The organism is Pseudaestuariivita rosea, from assembly GCF_017592335.1.
Lineage (GTDB): Bacteria > Pseudomonadota > Alphaproteobacteria > Rhodobacterales > Rhodobacteraceae > Parasulfitobacter > Parasulfitobacter rosea.
This window is the reverse complement of record NZ_JACNMP010000006.1, coordinates 98,676-118,310: the sequence shown is the minus strand read 5'-3', so window position 1 is coordinate 118,310 and position 19,635 is coordinate 98,676. Positions and strand designations below refer to the sequence as shown.

Here is a 19,635-nt window from a genome sequence, read left to right as displayed (position 1 = left end):
AGGCAGACACATGACAAAATTTACAAGACGCACGTTCGCGTTCGGCGCACTGGCAATGGTGCCTTTGGTGGCCGGGTGCGGCAATGGTATTGGCAGCGATGGCGGCGCGGTGATTGATGCGCGCGTCGACAAGACCCTCAGCGATATGTACAGCCGCTATCCGGGCACCCGCGATCTGGGCGACAAGGCCGCCGGCATTCTGGTCATGCCCCTTGTGACCGAGGCGGGCTTTGGCGTGGGCGGGTCCTATGGGCGTGGCGCACTGCGGATCAACGATGTCACGGTCGATTACTATTCCGCCACCACAGCGAATTTCGGCCTTCAGATCGGCGCGCAGCAATATGCCCACGTTTTGTTTTTCATGACGGACGAGGCGCTGATGGATTTCCGCAGGTCCAGCGGATGGGCCGCCGGTGCTGATCTGGAATACGCGCTCAGCGACCAGGGCGAGGCGCTGAAAGCCGGCACAACAACCGCGCTTTCCCCGGTTATTGCGGTTGTCTTCGGTCAAGCAGGCTTCCGCGTCGGCGCCACGCTTGAAGGTACAAAGTACAACCGGATCATTCCGTAACCACACTGCGGGGTCAATTCCCGAAAAGTGGCAATATCGTATCACACCAGGGGTTAGGCATTACAACGCTTAACCCCTTCGCTTTCAACATTTCCCCCCGCTTTCACATCTTACACAGAAGGTATCATGAAAGCTCAGTGACGGTTCTCATTCGCACTGCCGATGTCATGTGTAATGCCGGAGAGTGAGCAACATGCGAACTTTTTGCACTTTCTCTGCAGCTATGCTGATTGCAGCTTTGGGGGATTACGCATAAGATTTTGACCAGTGCCTTCTCAGCAAAGGACACAAGAAAGACGCTGATGAAACTCCCGCATGAAGACGCATGGGATGCGTGGTCGCCCATGCAGTTGGCGCAAAAGCTGTCTGGTGTAGATGCGGATTGGTACATCGTTGGCGGTTGGGCACTAGACCTCTGGCTTGGTAAGCAACGTCGCCAACACGACGACTTAGAATTCGCAACATTGCCGCAATATGCGCCAAAGTTGGCCTCTCATCTATCGGAGTTGATTTTCTTTGAAGTAAAAGCAGGTCAACTTAGCCCTTGGGACCTCAACCAAAAGTTCGGCAAGGACGTTTGGCAGTTCTGGGGGGCCGATCTTGAGGTTGGGCGCTGGCGCGTCGATATGATGTTAGAACGGGGAACACGCGAGTTTTGGAAATACAAACGTTCTCCTTCGTTCGAACAATTACGCGATAGCGCTGTGCGGACCAATGCGGACGGGATACGGTATTTGGCTCCGGCTAACGTTCTCTTGTTCAAGGCCAAATACTGTAGAGCCAAGGATGAAGATGACTTTCAAGCAGCTCTACCAAATTTAACTGCCAGCGATCGTGCAACACTGCGCCGCTGGCTCTCTCTTTGTCATGTTGACCACAAGTGGTTACAGCACCTCTGACTGAAAGCCATCATTCACCAAGGCGAAGAAACCTGAGAGGTATGGGCCCACGGTTAAATCCTGCCGCGGGCCGGGCCAAAGGCTGCTTGTGTTACGATTCCGCCCCCTATCGGGATCAATCCCATTTGCGGTTTTGGGCATTTGTCACCGGATGTTCAGAGCTGCCCTGCGGCGGCGCATTAAGCTGTTTGCCTTTGCGCCGATCCAAGCGTGACGGCAGCCAAACGGCTAAAGCGTGCGTAATCGCTTGATCAGGCTGGACGTGTCCCACCGCCCGCCGCCCATGTTCTGAACATCTTTATAGAACTGATCGATGATCGCCGTCACGGGCAGGCTGGCGCCGTTTTCGTTGGCGGTGCTCAGGCAGATGCCCAGATCCTTGCGCATCCAGTCCACTGCAAAGCCGTGGTTGAATTCATCATCCAGCATCGTTTCATAGCGGTTGACCATCTGCCAGCTGCCTGCCGCCCCGCCCTGGATCACATCGATCACAGCGCGGGCGTCCAGGCCGGCTTTTTCAGCAAAGTGCAGCCCCTCGGACAGCCCCTGAAGCAGCCCCGCGATACAGATCTGGTTGACCATCTTGGTCAGTTGCCCGGCCCCGCTTGGCCCCATCCGTTTGCAGATTTTCGCATAGGCGTCGATGATGGGTTCGGCGCGGGCATAGGCGCCTTCGTCCCCGCCGCACATCACCGACAGCACACCGTTTTCGGCCCCCGCCTGCCCGCCCGACACCGGCGCGTCGACAAAACTGATCTGATGGGCGTCGGCCGCCGCGTACATATCCGCCGTCACCTTGGCCGATACGGTCGTGTGATCGACAAAGACCGACCCGCCGGACATCGTCGAAAACGCGCCCTCGGCCCCCGTGCAGACCTGGCGCAGGTCATCGTCATTGCCCACGCAGGCCATCACAAAATCAGCGCCCTCGGCCGCTTTGGCCGGTGTCGGCGCGGCCTGACCGCCGTAATCTTCGACCCAGTTTTCGGCCTTGCTGAACGTCCGGTTATAGACGGTCACCTGATGCCCGGCCTTCGCCAGATGTCCGGCCATCGGATAGCCCATCACGCCCAACCCCAAAAATGCAACTTTTGCCATGACACTGCCCCCCTGCTTTACGTTCTGAAACTCTTTCTTTACCTATCCAAACGCAGGCAAGCCAAAACAGCAAGAGGCATTGATGGCATTTATTTTTCGTTGGCTTTTCAGACTGACCACGGGTCTGCTGGTGGTAATCGCACTGGCGATGGCCTTGGTGTATTATTTCACCAGCCAGTCCCTGCCCGATTACGACGCGGATCTGACGGCAAACGGACTGTCGGCCCCGGTCGAGATTGTGCGCGACAACGCCAATGTGCCCCATGTTTTCGGGCAAAGTGATCAGGATGTCTTCTTCGGTCTGGGATATGCCCACGCGCAGGATCGCTTGTGGCAGATGATGATGCTGCGCCGCACCGCGCAGGGCCGCCTGTCCGAGCTTTTTGGAGAACGCACGCTGCAGATCGATATGCTGATCCGCAGGCTGGATCTGTACAATCTGTCGGTCAGCTCGGTACAGGCGCAGGATGATCAGACCATGGCGGCGCTGAATGCCTATGCCGCCGGTGTGAACGCCCGCCTGACTCATGTGAACGAACAGGCACTTGGCCGTGGAGCGCCCGAATTTTTCCTGTTTTCCAATCAGATCGCCCCGTGGCAGCCCGCCGACTCAATCGCCATCCTGAAGCTGATGTCGCTGCAACTGTCCGCCCATCTGGAAGAAGAGGTGCTGCGCGCCCGCGCCTCGCTGTTGATCGAGGAGGATAGGCTGCGCGACCTGCTGCCGGACGCGCCGGGCACTGGCATCGCCGCCCTGCCCTCATTCGCCAGTATTATGCCGGACCTGCCCCGCTATGCGCAGGCCGCGCCGATGCCGGACCACGCCCTGTCACCCTTCAAACCCCGCGCGTTGGCGGGCGCATCGAATATCTGGGCCGCCGCCCCTGCGCGGTCGGCCAAGGACGGCACGCTTTTGGCAGGGGACCCGCACCTGGGCTTCACCGCGCCTGCCATCTGGTATCTGGCGCGGATGGAATTGAACAGCGGAGGTGTGATCGGCGGCACGATCCCCGGCTTGCCGGTCGTGCTGGCCGGGCGCAGCGATGTGCTGGGCTGGGGCACCACAACCGCCTATGCCGATGATCAGGACGTGTTTCTGGAACAGCTGAACCCCGACAATCCGCAGGAATACCTGACGCCCGATGGCTTCAGGCCCTTTGTGGCCCGGGATACGATCATCAACGTCAAGGATGCAGACCCGGTGACGATCACCCTGCGCTGGACCGAAAACGGCCCCGTCCTGCCCGGCACGCACTACGGTTTGGGCACGATTACACGCGACGGCTTTGTCACCAGCCTGTCGTGGTCCGCACTTAGCCCTGCTGACACCTCAATCAGTGCCGGTCTGCGCCTGATGCAAGCCCAAAGCATACCCGAGGCGCTCAGCGCCAGTTCAGACTATCTGGCCCCGATCCAGAATCTGGTGCTGGCCGATCGTGAAAATATCGCGCTGAAAACCATCGGGGCCATCCCGCTGCGCCATCCGCAACACCAGACCCAGGGCCGCATGCCAAGCCCCGGATGGGTCGCGACAAACCGCTGGCAGGGGCGGATGGATTACAGTCAGAACCCCACGATCATTGCGCCCGAAGGTGGTATCTTGGGCAATACGAATAATAAGGTGATCGACCGGCCGTTCCCCGAACACGTCAGCTTTATCTATGGCGATACGCAGCGGATATTGCGCTGGCGCAAGCTGATGCAGGATCGCAAGGTGCACACCCGCGAAAGCTTTATGGAGGCGCAGCTGGATACGGTGTCGCTGACGGCGGTGACGCTGCTGAGCCTTGTGGGCGCAGATCTGTGGCACACGGGTACCGCCGCGCCCGCCGGAACGCTGGAACGGCGCCGGCAGGATGCGCTGAACCTGCTTGGCAACTGGAACGGCGAAATGAACGAACATCTGCCGGAACCGCTGATCTATTCCGCCTGGATGCGCGCCCTGCAAAACCGCCTGATCCGGGATGAACTGGGACCGTTGACCTCTGAATTCCCGCATCTTGAGCCTTTGCTGATCGAACGGGTATTTCGTAATATCGACGGTGCTGCGGTCTGGTGCGATGTTGCGCAATCGGCACCGACTGAGACCTGTACCGAAATGGCGCGCCTGGCGCTGGATGATGCACTGTTGTGGCTGGATGAAACCTATGGATTGGCCATCGAAAGCCTGCGGTGGGGCGATGCGCATGAGGCCACGCATGACCACCCCGTTCTGGGCGAAACGCCAGGGTTGCGCTGGTTCGTGAATATCCGTCAGTCAACCAGCGGCGGCGACAACACTCTGCTGCGCGGGCGCACCATCGGCACAGGGCCGCAACCCTTTCTGAACGTCCATGGTGCCGGGTATCGCGGGGTCTATGATTTCGCCGACCCCGACAGTTCGCTGTTTATCATTTCGACGGGCCAATCGGGCCACCCGCTCAGCCGCCATTATGACGATCTGGGCCAACTGTGGCGGCGTGGGGAATATATTCCGATGTCGCTGGACCCCGACCTGGCGCGCGCTGCGGCAGTCGGCGTGACGGTCATCAGTCCGCGTTAAAATGGGGGCTCTGCCCCCGCGCCTTCGGCGCTCCCCCGGAGTATTTTCGGAACAATAAAGCGCACTCCGTTCTTTATTGTTCCCCAAATACTCAAATCCCACCGTACGCAACCCCAACCAGATGTTAGCATCTGAGGCCTAAAACCCCATCCCACGACGTCGGACATAATGGTTTTTCGGAACTTGCCCCTTTGGATTAAAGCCCCAAAGCGCAAGCCACCTGCAAAATCATGCATGAAACATAAAGGTGGGGGGCTTGCGACCCCTTTCCGGCAGACCGACCCAACAGAGTGGCGCCACCTTTCTTGACCAGATCAGACCCAGACCCCTGCCCGGCAAAAGCCGCGCGGGGCCAGAGGCGCTTGTCAGGACAGCTTTTGATACCGGTCGCGTTGTTTTTGGGACCAGCTGACATCGATCTGCCAGCCTTCGTCTGTTTCAGACTCATCCGCGACCAAGCCGCGGTCGAACAACCACGCGCGTTTACGCCCCTCATCAAAGGCAATCAGGATCGTTTCGTCCTGCCGGGGGTCCTTCAGGCCCTCGGAAACCGCATCCAGCAGATCGTCCAACCCATCACCCGTCAGCGCCGAAATCGCGAATATCCCGTCGATGCGCGCCGCCTGGGTTTCAATAGCCTCGCGCTGGTCGGGCGACAGATTGTCGATCTTGTTCCAGACCTCAAAACTCGCCGTGTCCTCACCCACGCCCAGATCAGCCAGAATATCGCGCACATCTTCGGCCTGTTCTTCGGTTTCAGTGTGCGAGATATCGCGCACATGCAGGATCAGATCGGCGCCCAGGACCTCCTCCAGCGTCGCGCGAAAAGCCGCGACCAGTTGCGTCGGCAGGTCCGAGATAAAGCCCACCGTATCCGACAGGATCACCTTATCGCCCGAGGGCAGCGTGACCCCCCGCATCGTCGGGTCCAGCGTGGCAAACAGCATGTCCTTCGCCATCACATCTGCGCCCGTCAAGCGGTTGAAAAGTGTGGATTTTCCAGCGTTCGTATAGCCCACCAGCGCCACCACGGGAAACGGCACCTTGGCCCGTGCGGCGCGATGCAGGGTGCGGGTTTTGACCACCTTGGCCAGCTGCCGACGGATCCGGCCGATCGCTTCATCAATGGCGCGGCGGTCGGCCTCGATCTGCGTTTCACCCGGACCGCCCACAAAGCCCAGCCCACCCCGTTGCCGTTCCAGGTGGGTCCAGGCGCGCACCAGCCGTGTGCGCTGGTAACTCAGCGCGGCCATTTCGACCTGCAGCACCCCTTCGCGGGTGCGGGCGCGGTCGGAGAAGATTTCCAGAATCAGCCCTGTTCGGTCTAGCAGTTTCACGCCCCATTCGCGTTCCAGATTGCGCTGCTGCACGGGCGTCACCGGCCCGTCGACCAGCACCAGACCGACGTCATTATCCTTGAACCGCTGGCCCAGTTCATCGATCTTGCCCGACCCGAACAGCAACCCCGGTTGCGCCTTGGGCAAACGCACAATCTCAGACCCCGCAACCGTCAGATCCGGCAGCGCATGGGCCAGCGACACGGCCTCGTCCAGCGCGAATTCAGGCTGTCTGCGCTGTTGATCGGTCTTGATGTCCGGGTGCAGCACCCAGGCACGCATCGTGTTGCCTGGGGCGTCAGAGGGCATCAGATCTATTCTTCACCATCGTAAAGATTGATGGGCTGAGATGGCATGATCGTCGAGATTGCATGTTTATAAACCAGTTGCGACTGACCATCGCGGCGCAAAAGCACGCAGAAGTTGTCAAACCAAGTGATCACACCCTGCAGCTTCACCCCGTTGATCAGAAAAATTGTGACTGGAACCTTTGTCTTGCGGACATGATTTAGAAAAGCGTCCTGCAAATTTTGCTTATCGGCTGCCATCGCCCTAACCCTTTTTTGTTTTTTGGTCGTTTGCCGACCTGCATCCCCTCGTTACGTCGTAAAGTATGTATTGCAGGTTTGAAAGATTCCACCCCAAAAACAGTCATTTATGGCGCAATTTCGCAGATGCGGCATTTAACTGCGCCAGAACTCGGGGTTCAGCAGCGCGATAATGGCCAAAGTTTCCAACCGACCCAGCACCATGGCCCCCACAAGGATCATTTTGGCGGCGTCATTGATTCCGGCATAAGAAATAGGTGTTTCAGCAGCGATCGAGGCCAGTGGACCGGTGGTTGAAATCGACGCGACGGTCAGCACCATTGCGGTTTCAAACTGCAGTCCGGTCAACGACAGCGCGGTCATGATCAGCGCAATCGACAATGCAAACAGCATAAAGAAAATCCATGCGATATAGGCACCTTCCCGCCTGATCTTGCGTCCATGCCGGCCCGAACGCGCAACCGAAGACGGGTGGATCAGGCGTTCGATCTCTCGTTGTCCGTGCTTGTAAAGCGCATAGACTCGCAACAGTTTGACACCGCCCGCCGTCGTTGCGACCCCGCCCCCGATCAGCGCCAGTCCCATCAGCAACAGCCCCGGCGTGCCCAGCCCCGACCAGGTACGCGCCGCCGCCCAGTCGGCCGAGGCAAAACCTGTGGTTGTCAAAAATGAAAGAACGGTGAACAGACCGCCCCAAAGCGCCGCCAGCGCGGCCCCCAGATTGTTCTGCCCCTGCACATCATAAGCGCCCAGATAATGGCGCAGAAACAGCACCGTGGGCACCGTGACCAGCAAAACAATGGCGATACGAATCTCAGGGTCGACACGCAGCTGGTCGAAATGGCGCAGGCGGACCTCGGGCGAAAAGGTCACCCGCGAAATCGCCAGCATCAGGAACAGAAAGACCAGAACTTCGCCCCACCGGCCTGCAGCGCTGTTTTCCATGCCCCCCACCGGGGAAATGCCGCTGGTGGCCATCACAGACATCGCGTGGCAGATTGCCGTCAGGCCGCTTTCGCCCAACAATGACAGCATGATCCATAAAATGATGGTCAGCGCCGTATAGATCGGCAAAAGATCCAGCGTGAACCGCAGCAACCGTTCCGAGGGGTCGATGATGCGCGTGATCTGGCTGAATTCGCCGATTTGCGTCTGGTCTTCTGATGTCACCTCGAACCCACCCAGGTTCATAGGGGCCAAAATCGCGGCGGCGGTCACCCACATCAGCAGACCGCCCAACCAGCCCACCAGGGCACGCCACAGGTGCAGACTGTCCGGCAGACGGCTTGGATTGTCGAAGATCGTGGCGCCGGTGGTGGTGATGCTGGACACCATTTCAAAGTAGGAATTCAGAAAACTGGTCGTCCGCAGCGCTTCGTTGAAGGGCACCGCCAGCATGATCGGCAAAATCAGAAAGGCCGCCATCAGCGACAGCAACTGACTGCGGGCTGCGTGACGGGGTTTGTAATTTGACGTGGCGATCCCCAGCATGGCCGTCAGCATCAAAAACAGTGTGGCCCCATAGAAGAACGTCCGCGCCTCGTGCATGTCACGCAGGGTGTATGCGTGGACGGCTGGAACATACATCGCCGCCGCGCCGATGCCCATCAACAGCACAAACAGCGGCAGTTTCAGGATCCATTGCATCAGAAAAAGTCGATCGACACTTGCAGCAGGCGTTCGACCTCGGGCACGTCATCGGCCATCGCAAACAGGGCGATCACATCGCCTTCATCGATGCGGGTGCTGCCGGTGGGTTTGACAACCGTACCGCTTTTCAGGATGCCGCCAACCAACACACCTTCGGGAAAGTCAATTTCGTTGATCCGCTTGCCCGCGATTGAGGACGTCGACAGCACCTGTGCCTCGATCATTTCGGCCTCGGCATCGCCAATGGAATAAACCATGCGCACACGGCCCTGGCGAATATGGCGCAGAATCGAACTGACCGTGGTGGCGCGCGGGTTGATATAGGCGTCGATGTTCAGGGGACTCATCAGCGGCACCAGCGTCGGGTCGTTGACCAGACAGATCGACATCGGGCAGCCATTGGCCTTGGATCGCACGGCGGCCAGAATGTTTGTTTTGTCATCATCGGTCACGCACAGTACGGCATCCGCGCGGTCGATGTTCGCCTCAAGCAGCAGGTTCCGGTCCAACCCGTCACCGTTCAGCACAATCGTCCGTTCCAGCGCATCGGCGGCGCGTTCGGCACATTTGCGGCTTTTCTCGATCACCTTGGCGCGGATGCGGTTGGTGCGGCTTTCCAGTTCCTTTGCGACCGACAGACCTACGTTGCCGCCCCCGATAATGACGATGCGTTCCTGCTTTTTTATCGTCTTTCCAAAGATTTCCAGCGTACGGTTCACGTCATCGATATGGGTGAAAACGTAACAGTCATCGCCGCCGAAAATCTGATCATTGGGTTCTGGCGCGAACAGTTTACCGTCGCGACGCACGCCCACCACAATGGCGCGCAGGGTCGAAAACAAATCGGTCAACTGCCGCAGCGGTGTATTCGTCACGGGGCATTCATTGCTGATCTTGATCCCCAAAAGCTGCGCACGGCCATCCAGAAAGTTTTCCGTGTCAAAGGCCGCGGGCGAGGCCAGGCGCTGCAATGCGGCCTCGGCCACCTCGCGCTCGGGGCTGATCACCACATCGATGGGCAGATGATCCCGGCGATACAGGTCGGAATAGATCGCATCCAGATAAGATTGCGACCGCAGCCGCGCAATCTTGCGCGGGACCTCAAAGACAGAGTGGGCCACCTGACAGGTGACCATATTGACTTCGTCCGAATGCGTGGCCGCGATGATCATATCAGCGTCCGCCGCCCCGGCACGATCCAGAATATCGGGATAGCTGGCAAAGCCCGCGATTCCCTGCACATCCAGAACATCCGTCGCGCGGCGCACCAGCCCGGCATTGTTGTCAACAACCGTTACGTCGTTGCGTTCACCCGACAAATGGCGTGCAATCTGCCAGCCAACCTGACCGGCGCCACATATGATGACTTTCATCCCTGCATCCCTAGCAGCCTGACGCTATCGTTCGCACGGGGACCAAGGCGCGTCAATCGACAGGATCTTCGATATAGGCCACACGGGCGCCAGCCTTGTTGGCCGTGACAACCCCAAGTGATTTCAGTTTGCGGTGCAGGGCCGACCGCTCCATGCCGACAAAGGTCGCCGTGCGGCTGATGTTGCCGCCAAAGCGATTGATCTGGGTCAGCAGGTATTCCCGTTCAAACAGCTCACGTGCCTCGCGCAGGGGCAGCGTGGCCAGACCGCCCGACAGGACGACGCGGCCTTCGTCGGGCATCACGCTGTCCTGCTGTGGCAGTTCCTTGACGTCGATCGGACCTGATCCATCGCCCATGATCAGAATGCGTTCGACCACATTCTTCAACTGACGAATGTTGCCCGGCCAATCCATCGTCTGCATCAGCGCCTGCGCTTCGCCCGAAAAGTCGCGCTGCGGCAGGCCCTGGGTCGCATTGAAGCTTTGGATAAAGTGCTCGGCCAGCACCGGAATATCCTCGCGCCGTTCCTGCAGACCGGGCACATGCACAGGGACAACATTCAAACGATGATAAAGTTCCTGCCGGAAGGTGCCCGCGGCGATATCAGCCTGAAGATCACGGTTGGTCGAGGATATCACCCGGATATCGACGTTCACCTTATCGGTGCCGCCCACGCGCTGAAACTGCTGATCGACCAGCACACGCAGGATTTTCGACTGCGTGCCCAGGGGCATTTCCGCGATTTCGTCGAAATAGAGGATCCCGCCGTTGGCCTCTTCCAGCAGGCCGGGTTCGATGCCGCGTTCCCCGCTTTCACGGCCAAACAGAACCTCTTCCATGCGGTCAGGCGCGATCGAGGCCGAATTGACACTGATAAAAGGCGCGCTGGCGCGGTTGGAATTGGCGTGGATATACCGCGCGGCCACTTCCTTGCCCGCCCCGGCGGGGCCGGTCAACATCACACGGCTGTTCGACTTGGTCACCTTTTCCAGCTGAGATTTCAAAGCCTTGAAAGTCGCACTGACCCCGATCATTTCGCTGGTCGACACATCCTTGCGGCGCAGTTCGCTGTTTTCACGACGCAGACGACTGGTTTCCATCGCACGTGAAATCACGACTGTCAGCTGATCGATATTGAACGGCTTTTCGATGAAATCATAAGCCCCCTGTTTGATCGCCGCGACCGCAATTTCGATGTTGCCATGTCCCGAGATGATCACCACGGGCACCTCGGGCATGTCACGCTTGACCTTTTTCAGGATGTCGATGCCATCCATGTTGCTGTCTTTCAGCCAGATATCCAGGATCATCAGCGCCGGACGCGCCTCGGTCACCGATTGAATGCATTCCTCGGAATTGGCCGCCAGCCTGACCTCATAGCCTTCGTCTTTCAGGATGTCGCCGATCAGTTCCCGAATATCCCGTTCGTCATCCGTTATCAGAATATGACTCATGTTCACCTCAAACCGCTTCTTTTTCATTTTCAACATTTTGCAGAATGATCCGCGGCAGCCGCAGTTCGGCCAGGGCACCCGCATGATCATTGCCTTCAAAGACCGGTGCATCTGCAAGCACCAGCAATCCCCCATGTTCCTCAATGATCTTCTTCACAATGGGCAAACCCAGCCCGGTGCCCTTATCGCGCGTCGTGACATAGGGTTCAAACAGCCGCGCCCGATCTTTCGGCAAACCAATGCCGTTGTCGGCGATCTGAACGATCACCTCATCTTCATTGGCCGTCAGCATCACCCGAATTTCCGGTGTAAACTCTTTCGGATTTCGTTTTTCCTGAAAGGTTTCAATGGCCTCTGCCGCGTTCTTGATCAGATTGGTCAGCGCCTGCCCGATCATTGTGGCATCCACATTGGCATAAAGCGGCTGCAGCGGAATGTCGGATCGCAATGTCAGATCCGTCGCCGCCCCCTGCAGCAGAACCGCGCTTTGCACCAGATCGGTGATATCTTCGGACTTTTTCTGCGGCTCGGGCATACGGGCAAACTTCGAAAACTCATCAACGATATGGCGCAGATCATTGGTCTGGCGCACGATGACCGACGTCATCTGCTCCAGATCCTCTTTCGCTTCGACCTGGGTTGCGAATTTGCGGCGGATGCGTTCGGCGGACAACTGAATAGGCGTCAGCGGGTTCTTGATTTCATGCGCGATACGGCGGGCCACATCGCCCCAGGCCGCCATTCGCTGCGCCGTGACCAGATCGGTGACATCGTCAAAGGCAATCACATAACCGTCCAGCTTGTTGTCTTCGTTCCTGCGCGATGACAACCGCACCAGCAGGTTTTCCGTTTTGCCCTGACGCGTGATTTTCAGTTCTTCCTGCGCGGCACCGGATTTGGCAGATTTCAGTTTTTTGAACAGCGGCCCAAATTCAGGAACGGTCTGAGCAATCGGGCGGGCCTCGTCTTCGGCCGCGACATTCAGCAGACGTTCGGCCGCACGGTTCACAAAAGTCACGCAGCCACGCGTATCCAACCCGATAACCCCCGAGGTCACAGAACTGAGAACTGAATCAAACAGCCGCCGCCGCTGTTCGATTTGTTGGGTGTTTTCCAGCAGCGCCTCGCGCTGGCCCTTCAACTGGCGGGTCATCTGGTTGAAATACCGGCCCAGCATGGCGATTTCGTCGTCACCCTTTTCTTCGCGCACCTGTACGTTCAGATTGCCCAGGCCCACCTGTTGTGCCGCCCCCGCCAGACGCCCGACAGGGCGCGACAGGCGTTCGGCGAACCAAAGCCCCAACCAGGTGGCAATCAGGATCAGCGCGACCGAAAACCCAAGGTAAAACAGGCCAAATTCAAACAGCACCCTGCCCCGGTCATTTTCCAGTTGCTGATACAGACTGGCCGTTGCCTCGGTATCGTCCAGCAGGCGCAGGATCTGGCTGTCGACATAGCGCGATACATAAATGTAATGGTCGATATAGCTGTTCATGGGACGTATGGCGCGGAATTCGCTTTGATCGACATCCTCGATCAGCACCAGGCCTTGCTGGCGTGCCTGGCGCATCTGTTCGGCTGTGGGTTTCACGAAGTTGAACAGATAGCTGCTTTCACCCCGCGTGCGGATTTCGCCAGTGCCGTCGATCACATAGATCGCAATCAGACTGTCCTGCAGAAAGGTGGGAATTTCATTCAATTCCTGACGCAACTGTCCATCGTCCATCAGCGGCGTATTATCGCGCAGGCTGTTGAGGTATTGCGCCAGAAGGGTCGCATCGCGTTCGATGGCAACGCGGTGTTCTTCCTCATAGGCTTGCGCAGCTTCCAATGACGCCCCAACCACATTGCGCACCCGTTCGGAAAACCATCCCTCAAGCCCAATGTTGATCGTAAGCCCGGCAAAGACGGCGACAACAACCGTAGGAATCAGCGCGACCAGCGCGAAAACACCCGTCAGACGCAGGTGCAGCCGTGACCCTGCCGATCGCGCCCGACGCGCGGCGATAATGCGCGCCACACGTTGCACAACCAGTGTTGCAATGACCAGAATATAGACAAGGTCGGCCATCAGAACCAACCGCAGGTTCAGGGGCGATGTCGTGTCGTCCAACGGCCCAAAGGCCAGATAGGTCGCCACGGCCAGCACCGGCCCCATGGCCACCACAAAGATCATCAGTCCAAGCTGGACGCGTTTATGCCCCCAAAGCCGACCGAGTGAATATATCAACGACCTGCGCACGAGTGCTGACAAGCCTGCTCTCCTGATGTGGTGCGCTTGATTGCGCGCGCTTTATGCTCTGTGACCCGACGGCAACTGACGCCGATAGGTCACGGTTCTGTTGCGCTTTTACATCAATTTGCGGCGGCGTGTCACGCGGATATCAAGGTCTGTGATCTTCTTTCGCAGGGTATTACGGTTAATTCCCAGCAAATCGGCGCATTTTGCCTGATTTCCGCCCGTTGCATCCAGCGCGATCTCGATCAGGGGCAGTTCGACCTCTTTCAGGATTCGCTGGTAAAGACCCGCGGGCGGCAGCACCCCGCCGTGCAGATCAAAATACCGGCGCAGGTGTTTGTAGACGGAACTGGACAGCTTTTCGCCCTCGCCCCCGCCGACCAGGGGTTCCATCGCGGGCTGGTTGCCCAGCATCACCTCGACCTGACTGCGGGCGATGTCATCTTCGGCTGATGTCACGACCAGACGGCGCACGGCATTTTCCAGCTGGCGCACGTTGCCGGGCCAGCTGTAGGCGCGGATCAGATCGACGGCATCTTCGTTCAGCCGCTTGGTCGCGTTGCCTTCGCGTTCGGCACGGGCCAGAAAATGTTCGGCCAGCAGCGGAATATCATCGACCCGTTCACGCAGCGCAGGCACGTGGATCGTCACGCCGCCAAGCCGATAGAACAGATCCTGACGGAAGGCGCCGTTTTCCATCTTGTGCATCAGATCGGCCTGACTGGTCGCCATGATGCGCGGCGAATTTTCCCCCAGACTGTCCAGCATCCGCACGATCCGCGCCTGGGCTTCCAGGCTTAGATCGCCGACCTCATCAAAGACCAGCGACCCGCCCTTGGCGCGGCTAAGCACCGTGGCGGGGCCTTCCATGCCTTCCAGATCAGCCGCGCTGACCACGACAAAGGGCAAGGGCCTGCGGTCGGAAAAGTCATGAATGGCCTTTGCGATCAGCGATTTTCCAGTGCCGCTTTCACCGGTGATCAGCACGGCCAGTTCAGTGTTCATCACCCGCGCGACCAGACGGTAAAGCGACTGCATCACAGGGGTGCGCCCCACCAGCGGCAGATCATCGGCGGGGCGTTCGGCCACGACCTTTTGCGGGATCGCGCGGCGTTTGACATCCAGCGCCTTGGCCGCGCGTTTCATCAGATCTGGCAGATCAAAGGGTTTGGGCAGATAATCATAGGCCTCGGCCTCGGCCGCCTGAATGGCGGTCATGATCGTATTCTGCGCCGAGATCACGATGACCGGCAGACCGGGCCGTTCCTGACCGATCTTGGGCAGCGCATCCAGCCCATTGCCATCGGGCATCATCACGTCTGAAATCACCAGATCGCCTTTGCCTTCCTCAACCCACCGCATCAGCGTTGTCAGGCTTGAGGTCGCATGCACCTTACAGCCGGCGCGGGTCAGCGCCTGGGTCAACACGGTTCTGATCGTTCGATCGTCATCAGCAACTAATACGGTACCGTCCATTAATATGTCTCCATGTCGGACTGAAGGTCTTTGCGGGTCGCAATGGGAAGGGAAATGCGGAAGGCCGTGCGCCCGGGGACCGAGTCCACCGTGACCCATCCACCATGTTCGGAAATGATCTTGGACACCAGCGCCAGCCCCAGCCCGGTGCCGTTTTCACGACCGGAAATGAAGGGTTCGAACAGGTTATCCTCGATCTCGGGCGGCAGGCCGGGGCCGTCGTCGATGATTTCCACCAGCAACGGGACCGATGCAGCCTTGCCATCTTTTCTGCGCAAACGCAGGGACATATCGTACGAGGTCTTCAACCGAATTGTTCCGCCCTTGTTTCCGGCTGCCTCACTAGCATTTTTCAGCAAGTTCAAAAAGACTTGCAAAAGCTGATCGGCGTCTCCTAGCGTAGGGGGCAGCGATGGGTCGTAGTCTTCGACGAAAGCCATTGCAGCACCGAAGCCCACCATCGCGGATTTCCGCGCACGGTCCAGCACGTCATGGATGTTGACGGGCTTCTTTTCCGGTGGGCGCAGGTTGCCGAACTGTTCGACCTGTTCCAGCAGCTTCACGATTCGGCGGCTTTCGGCGACGATCAGGTCGGTCAGTTCCAGGTCCCCGTTCGACAGGTTCATCGACAAAAGCTGCGCCGCCCCGGTGATGCCCGCCAGCGGGTTCTTAATCTCATGGGCCAGCATTTCGGCCATGCCGATCGCCGATTTCGCAGCCGCCTGCGCCCCCCCGGCCTTGTTGATGCGCGTGACCAGTTCGCGCGGTGAAATCAGGAAGATCATCTGACCGTTGCTGCCGTTCAAGGGCGCGATCTGGATGTTGCAGGACACCGGCGCGCGGTCCCGCCCGCCAATATTGATGTGGTTGACGTAAAGCACCGTTTCATCCTGCCGGGCGCGGGAAAAGGCCTCTTGCAGGGGTGCGTCAATGGACACGCGTTCCCATAACCGGCCCGAGGTCAGCACCTTGGTCGATGAATTCAGAAACCCTTCGGCGGCGGGGTTAGCATCGACGATCTGGTCATCCGGCGCAATCAGCAGCGCGGGCGTCGGCAGCGATGTCCAAAGGTTTTGATCAAAGCTCATGCGGCCACCTGTTCAGGGGCGCTTAAGGCGCGGGGCAGTAGTCGTAGCACCTGATCAGGCTGTGCGGTCAGGACTGATTTGCGCAGACCGGCGGGCGTTTCGACCTGATCCATGTACCAGCCCAGATGCTTGCGCGCGACACGACCGCCCAAGTCGGTGCCGTAAAACGACAGCATGTCCTGATAATGGGTACTTACCATGTCGGTGAACGCATCACCCACGGGAATATCAGGGGCCGCGGTGCCATAAAGCTTTGACGCCACCTGAGCCAGCAGCCAGGGCCGCCCCTGCGCCCCGCGCCCGATCATCACACCATCGGCGCCCGACTGATCCAGCGCCTGACGGGCCGTAGTGGCATCGACGATATCGCCGTTGGCAATCACAGGAATATCAACGGCCTGTTTCACAAGGGCAATCGCGGCCCAATCCGCACGGCCCTTATAGAACTGACAGCGCGTACGACCGTGGATCGTGATCATCGCAATCCCCGCGGCCTGCGCCCGTTCGGCCAGCGTGGGCGCGTTCAGCAGGTCATCATCCCAGCCCAACCGCGTTTTCAGCGTGACAGGGATCTTGACCGCCCCCACGACGGCCTCAATCAGCGTCATCGCGTGGTCCAGATCCTTTAGCAGGGCCGAGCCGGAATAGCCGTTCACCACCTTTTTCGCGGGGCACCCCATGTTGATGTCGATCACGCAGGCACCGTTGGCTTCGACCATCCGCGCGGCCTCGGCCATCCAGTGCGCTTCACGCCCGGCCAGCTGAACGGATGTGTTTTCAATGCCATAGCCCAGTTCAGCCCGTTCGCGGACACCCGGCTTGGCCTGCACCATTTCCTGACTGGCGACCATTTCACTGACGACCAGACCGGCGCCGAACGACGACACCAATTTGCGAAACGGCAAATCGGTGATCCCGGCCAAAGGCGCAAGAAAAACAGGTGGGTCCAGAACTCGATCTGCCAACCGGATAGACAAGTGATTAATCCTTAAGCGTTTCGGCTGAGTTATCGCCCTTATCTGCAAAGCGCAAATGATGACGCCGTGATTTTCACCACTCATTCGCATGATGCTTAATATTTAGGCATTCTAGTGCCCGTTTTCTTGCCGATTGCCCCCGCGGCAATCACCGCTTAAACAAATCCCGCAAAAAGGGTGATTGGAATGAGCACGGCGATTGTCATTGTAGCAGCCGGTCGCGGCACACGCGCAGGTGGTGAAATTGCAAAGCAATGGCAACAGGTTGCAGGGCGCAGCGTGGCGGATTGGACGCTGGATATGGTGCGGGCGGTACCCGGTGTGGATCACATTGTGATGGTGCTGCATCCCGATGATATGGACCGGATTGAAGACGTGGAAAAAGTCGCGGGGGGCGCCACGCGCAGTGCCTCGGTTCTGGCGGGGTTGCAGGCGCTGACCGGCCGCGGTGTGACCAGGGTGCTGATCCACGATGTCGCGCGGCCCTGCGCCGGGGTCGCGCTGTTTCAGGACGTGATCGCAGCGCTGGACACCCATGCCGGGGCCGCGCCAGCGCTGGCTGTGACCGATGCGCTCTGGCGGGGCTCTGATGGATTGGTGACAGGACTGCAGGATCGCGACGGGTTGTTTCGCGCCCAGACGCCGCAGGGCTTTCACTATGACGCGATCCTGGCCGCCCATCGCGCCCATCCCGATGGTGCCGCGGATGATGTGGCCCTGGCCCGCGCCGCAGGAATTGACGTTGCAATTCTGCCGGGGCGCGAAGACAATCTGAAAATCACCCGGCCCGAGGATTTCGCCCGCGCCGCCCGGATATTGAGGCCCCCGATGGACATTCGCCTTGGCAACGGATTTGACGTGCACCGCTTTGGCCCGGGCAGTTTTGTAACGCTGTGCGGTGTCGAGGTGCCCTTTGACCGCGGTTTGCAGGGGCATTCGGACGCCGATGTGGGGATGCATGCTGTGACCGACGCCATCTATGGCGCGCTGGCGCAGGGGGATATCGGCCAGCATTTTCCGCCCTCGGATCCGCAGTGGAAGGGTGCGGCCAGCGATATCTTTCTGGCCCACGCGGTGCAGATGACAGCGGATCATGGGTTTCAGATTGCCAATGTCGACTGCACATTGATCTGCGAACAGCCCAAGATCGGCCCCTATGCCGCTGATATGAGGGCGAAAATGGCGCTGATCCTGCGGATCGACGCAGATCGAGTCAGCGTCAAGGCCACAACCTCGGAACGTCTGGGGTTCACGGGTCGGGGCGAAGGCATCGCGGCGCTGGCCACCGCCAGCCTGATCCGGGCATGAGCCGCCTGATCGCCACGTTTTTCTATGTGGGTTACCTGCGCCCGGCCCCGGGCACATGGGGGTCGGCGGCGGCGATCCCGGTGGCCTATGGACTGCATGTCGCGGGGGGCTTTCCACTGTTGCTGATCGCCACGGTCCTGGTCTTCGCGGCGGGCTGGTGGGCCACGATGCGGGAAACGCGCGGGGCCGACGATCATGACCCGTCCGAGATCGTGATAGATGAGGTCGCAGGCCAGTGGATCGCGCTTTGGCCCTTATCAGCAAGCCTATGGCATGCGGGGGTTGATCCGTGGGTCTTCCCCTACCCCGGCTGGATCGCGGCGTTCGTTTTGTTTAGGTTGTTCGATATCTGGAAGCCGGGCCCGGTGGGCTGGGCCGACCGCCAGCACGGCCCCTTGGGCGTGATGCTGGACGATGTCATTGCAGGGGCCATGGCTGCGGTGATCGTTGCGGTCGCGGCCGGGTTGGCGCATGGAGTTTTGGGGCTATGAAAACCACCGACCTCCTGCAGAAAGCGCGCGAGGCCGGCGTGATGATCGCCACCGCCGAAAGCTGCACCGGCGGTATGATCGCCGCCGCCCTAACCGAGGTTCCCGGATCATCCGATGTCTTTGACTGCGGTTTTGTGACCTATTCGAATGCAGCGAAGCAAACGATGCTGGGGGTTCAGGCGCAGACCCTGGATCAGCACGGTGCGGTATCGGAAGAGGTCGCGCGCGAGATGGCAGAGGGCGCCCTGGCCCATTCCACCGCGACGCTGGCGGTGTCGGTCACCGGCATTGCGGGCCCCGGCGGGTCAGAGTTCAAACCCGAGGGGCGCGTTTGCTTTGGCCTTGCGCGGGCGGGCCAGCAGACGGTCACCGAAACGGTCGACTTCGGCGCCCTGGGCCGCGCCAATGTTCGCGACGCCGCGACCCATCACGCATTGCAGAAACTGTTTGACGGCTTGGGCTGATCAGATCAGGGGCTTGCCCCTTGCCTGGGCTTCGCCCGTTCGAGCCTGAAACGCTCTGCCAGAGCGTTTCCGAGACGGCTCTCACCCCCAGAGTATTTTGGCCAAGAAGAAGGCCATG

At 59.4% G+C, this 19,635-nt stretch carries 16 protein-coding genes; 6 read left to right on the top strand and 10 right to left on the bottom strand.

What is annotated here, in order from left to right; all coding sequences use genetic code 11:
• Positions 1-10: 10 nt before the first annotated feature.
• Both H7848_RS06575 and H7848_RS06570 read left to right on the top strand, forming a co-directional pair.
• Positions 11-571: a lipid-binding SYLF domain-containing protein gene (locus tag H7848_RS06575; protein ID WP_208349197.1), complete on the top strand. Its 561-nt coding sequence runs from the start codon at positions 11-13 to the stop codon at positions 569-571.
• 260 nt (positions 572-831) lie between these two features.
• Entirely contained in the window at positions 832-1,470 is a 639-nt protein-coding gene (locus tag H7848_RS06570; protein WP_237072617.1) for a nucleotidyltransferase domain-containing protein, read from the top strand.
• Positions 1,471-1,698: 228 nt separating this feature from the next.
• Here H7848_RS06570 and H7848_RS06565 read toward each other — a convergent pair whose 3' ends face one another.
• Positions 1,699-2,568 (bottom strand): NAD(P)-dependent oxidoreductase, encoded by an 870-nt coding sequence (locus H7848_RS06565; protein WP_208349196.1) that lies wholly within the window; start codon positions 2,566-2,568, stop codon positions 1,699-1,701.
• A gap of 82 nt (positions 2,569-2,650) precedes the next feature.
• Between H7848_RS06565 and H7848_RS06560 the strand changes: the two genes are divergently transcribed.
• The gene (locus tag H7848_RS06560) at positions 2,651-5,110 is read left to right on the top strand and encodes a penicillin acylase family protein (RefSeq protein ID WP_208349195.1); all 2,460 of its coding nucleotides are present in this window, start codon (positions 2,651-2,653) and stop codon (positions 5,108-5,110) included.
• A 365-nt stretch (positions 5,111-5,475) separates the two neighbouring features.
• Here H7848_RS06560 and hflX read toward each other — a convergent pair whose 3' ends face one another.
• The 9 genes from hflX to dusB all read right to left on the bottom strand — a co-directional run bounded on the left by hflX (position 5,476) and on the right by dusB (position 17,254).
• Positions 5,476-6,756: a GTPase HflX gene (hflX, locus tag H7848_RS06555; RefSeq protein WP_237072616.1), complete on the bottom strand. Its 1,281-nt coding sequence runs from the start codon at positions 6,754-6,756 to the stop codon at positions 5,476-5,478.
• Between the two features lie 5 nt (positions 6,757-6,761).
• Positions 6,762-6,995 carry an RNA chaperone Hfq gene (gene hfq, locus H7848_RS06550; RefSeq protein ID WP_093966744.1) on the bottom strand — a complete coding sequence of 78 codons (234 nt, stop codon included), beginning with the start codon at positions 6,993-6,995 and terminating at the stop codon, positions 6,762-6,764.
• A 135-nt stretch (positions 6,996-7,130) separates the two neighbouring features.
• Complete coding sequence (locus tag H7848_RS06545; RefSeq protein WP_208349194.1) at positions 7,131-8,642, bottom strand: TrkH family potassium uptake protein; 1,512 nt, start codon at positions 8,640-8,642, stop codon at positions 7,131-7,133.
• Complete coding sequence (gene trkA / locus H7848_RS06540) at positions 8,642-10,018, bottom strand: Trk system potassium transporter TrkA (protein WP_208349193.1); 1,377 nt, start codon at positions 10,016-10,018, stop codon at positions 8,642-8,644. The genes H7848_RS06545 and trkA overlap by 1 nt, the downstream gene beginning before the upstream one ends.
• A gap of 52 nt (positions 10,019-10,070) precedes the next feature.
• Positions 10,071-11,474: a nitrogen assimilation response regulator NtrX gene (gene ntrX, locus H7848_RS06535; RefSeq protein WP_208349192.1), complete on the bottom strand. Its 1,404-nt coding sequence runs from the start codon at positions 11,472-11,474 to the stop codon at positions 10,071-10,073.
• Positions 11,475-11,481: 7 nt separating this feature from the next.
• Complete coding sequence (locus H7848_RS06530; protein WP_419555496.1) at positions 11,482-13,728, bottom strand: sensor histidine kinase NtrY-like; 2,247 nt, start codon at positions 13,726-13,728, stop codon at positions 11,482-11,484.
• Between the two features lie 96 nt (positions 13,729-13,824).
• On the bottom strand, positions 13,825-15,189 hold the full coding sequence (locus tag H7848_RS06525) for a response regulator (RefSeq protein ID WP_208349189.1): 1,365 nt from the start codon (positions 15,187-15,189) through the stop codon (positions 13,825-13,827).
• Positions 15,189-16,277 carry a two-component system sensor histidine kinase NtrB gene (locus H7848_RS06520; protein ID WP_208349187.1) on the bottom strand — a complete coding sequence of 363 codons (1,089 nt, stop codon included), beginning with the start codon at positions 16,275-16,277 and terminating at the stop codon, positions 15,189-15,191. The genes H7848_RS06525 and H7848_RS06520 overlap by 1 nt, the downstream gene beginning before the upstream one ends.
• A complete protein-coding gene (gene dusB / locus H7848_RS06515; RefSeq protein ID WP_237072615.1) occupies positions 16,274-17,254 on the bottom strand; it encodes a tRNA dihydrouridine synthase DusB in 981 nt (326 codons plus the stop codon). The genes H7848_RS06520 and dusB overlap by 4 nt, the downstream gene beginning before the upstream one ends.
• Positions 17,255-17,440: 186 nt before the next feature.
• On the opposite strand from dusB, the gene H7848_RS06510 reads away from it, so the two are divergent.
• From H7848_RS06510 to H7848_RS06500, 3 genes are read left to right on the top strand one after another with little or no spacing between them, the layout of a single operon-like run.
• Entirely contained in the window at positions 17,441-18,562 is a 1,122-nt protein-coding gene (locus H7848_RS06510; RefSeq protein ID WP_208349181.1) for a bifunctional 2-C-methyl-D-erythritol 4-phosphate cytidylyltransferase/2-C-methyl-D-erythritol 2,4-cyclodiphosphate synthase, read from the top strand.
• On the top strand, positions 18,559-19,053 hold the full coding sequence (locus H7848_RS06505; protein ID WP_208349179.1) for a phosphatidylglycerophosphatase A family protein: 495 nt from the start codon (positions 18,559-18,561) through the stop codon (positions 19,051-19,053). Before H7848_RS06510 ends, H7848_RS06505 begins: the two co-directional genes overlap by 4 nt.
• Positions 19,050-19,517 carry a CinA family protein gene (locus tag H7848_RS06500; protein WP_208349178.1) on the top strand — a complete coding sequence of 156 codons (468 nt, stop codon included), beginning with the start codon at positions 19,050-19,052 and terminating at the stop codon, positions 19,515-19,517. The genes H7848_RS06505 and H7848_RS06500 overlap by 4 nt, the downstream gene beginning before the upstream one ends.
• Positions 19,518-19,635 lie beyond the last annotated feature (118 nt).